The organism is Nostoc flagelliforme FACHB-838 (genome assembly GCF_014698065.1).
In the GTDB taxonomy this organism is placed as follows: Bacteria; Cyanobacteriota; Cyanobacteriia; order Cyanobacteriales; family Nostocaceae; genus Nostoc; species Nostoc flagelliforme_B.
The window spans coordinates 1-1841 of record NZ_JACJSI010000688.1; the positions used below are offsets into that span (position 1 = coordinate 1).

Below are 1841 nucleotides of genomic sequence, written 5' to 3' on the forward strand. Positions count from 1 at the left end.
ATCAAGACTTAGGCGTAGTTAAATATCTCCGAAAGCCAGTCTCCAAGCTGGATTTATCGCCTTTTCCTGCACCCTCTTGACAAAAGTGCAATCATTCTAACCTCTCACCGATGGTGCATCGTCTCCCTAATCGATTCTCTCACTTATTGCCGAAAGTCTTGCTGATGTGGGCTATTGGAGTGATGAGCGGCGTGTTGATGGGAAATCTGGCGCGAAGATTCGGTTTGGTAGCTCTTTTGTTGACAACCCAGTGCTGAGGTAATACTTCAAACAAGACCTTGTGTTTATTTTTAACGCTAATTCCTCAAAGTAAAAAACAGTAGTCGTTACAGGAGCTAGGGATGCGCTCATACTCGTGTCCCCTTCAGACGTTAACTTTGCTCCTAATATTTCTTATTTAGATACGATTGCCTACCTCTCGTGGATTTTAAGGAATTTTACTGATATTTGAATAGGGTTTCTTTAAGCGGAGAAATAGTTTCGTAAATTTACGATGTTTTTCTCCGTAGAGAAGTGTCATTTTAGAGAAATAGATTTTGGAAAGAGAATTGATATATGAATTTCCTAAAAAAAGATTATTTCAACAATAACTTATTAAACCAGATCCGTTATCAGCTTGAGATATTAAAAATACATGATTCCAAATTAGCCAAACTCTTATGCAAACTAATTCCATCCCATTGTCCTTTTGAAAGAACGGTAACAATTTTAGGGAGGACACTTTTTCACATTCCACCATTGTGTAAAATCAACCCCCTCTATGAGCAAATAATTGGTCTGCGTTACAAGTGTTTGTTGTATTTAGTAGATGAATGTGGCGAAGATGCGACAAGGTATTGTTAAACGTGATTTTTGTTTAGTAAAAAGAGAGAGGAGCTTGTTCTAAAATCTAGACAATGCTTTACTCCTGCGTCAGGGTAAGCTTTTGTTGATATTCTTTATACTCTCTGTCCTTATGCTGCCAGTATTTCTCAACTGTTTCTTTAGCAGCGATTGCACTATCGTATTCATCTCCACCTTGGCTTAATAATCGCTGTTTGGTTTGCTTTCGTAAGTCAGAAACAACCTTACCATTAACTTTACGGGTCTTTGACCAATCTAGAACTGCTTTAGGATAGCTAGTAGCTTCAATGTATTTCTCCTGCTCAATTTCTAGGAAATTATAGCCCCGCAGTTCCGGTATCCAGTGGTAAATAAAGTCTCCTTGCGGGTCTTTCTCGGCAATATTCTTCGACGGCTTATAAATGCGAAAAGTATCGCTAAGTGGATTAGTTACACCAGCCTGCATCTGCCATTGCCAATTATTAATTGCTAAATCTCCATCTACTAAATAGTTCATGTAGTGTTTAGCTCCGTGATGCCATGAAATCCCACAGTTAATGGTTAGGAATGTGGCACACATTGCCCGCGTCCGAAAATTCATCCAACCCATTATTTTGAGTTGTCGCATACTGGCATCAACCAGTGGAAAGCCTGTCATTCCTTGCTGCCATGCTTGAAATAATTCTTGTTTTTCTCCCGACAATATTTCTGGTGTATATAGTTGATCAAATTCTGGGTAACGGTTAGTGTAAGCAATTTCTGGATGGAAATAGAGCCGTGCAGTAAAACTATCATGCCAACGCAAACGATCTCGAAATGTTTTGAGAGAGAATTCTGCTTTAGGTTGAGCTTTTAATTCTTCTGCGAAGGCTTTAGTGCTTTGGTAAACAGTGCGAGTTGAAATAGTCCCAAAGGTTAGGTGTGGTGATAAATGAGATGTTGCACCAAGCTGTGAGAGCATTGGGCGAGAAAGTTTCCAATGGTAGCCAAAGTATCTTTTTTTGAGAAAAGAGTTCAGT

General features: G+C 39.2%; 2 protein-coding genes. One reads left to right on the forward strand and one right to left on the reverse strand.

Features of this window, described 5'->3' with window-relative positions; all coding sequences use genetic code 11:
- Positions 1–555: 555 nt before the first annotated feature.
- Positions 556–843, forward strand: coding sequence for a Mo-dependent nitrogenase C-terminal domain-containing protein (locus H6G97_RS50720; protein ID WP_190947733.1), 288 nt, complete (start codon positions 556–558; stop codon positions 841–843).
- Positions 844–901: 58 nt separating this feature from the next.
- Here H6G97_RS50720 and H6G97_RS50725 read toward each other — a convergent pair.
- A partial coding sequence (locus H6G97_RS50725) for an FAD-binding domain-containing protein (RefSeq protein ID WP_277883491.1) occupies positions 902–1841 on the reverse strand: 940 nt, incomplete at its 5' end.

What these genes read in the sequence shown, in the direction of transcription:
- H6G97_RS50720 (WP_190947733.1), top strand. Translation starts at nt 556, where the DNA reads ATGAATTTCCTAAAAAAAGATTATTTCAACAATAACTTATTAAACCAG.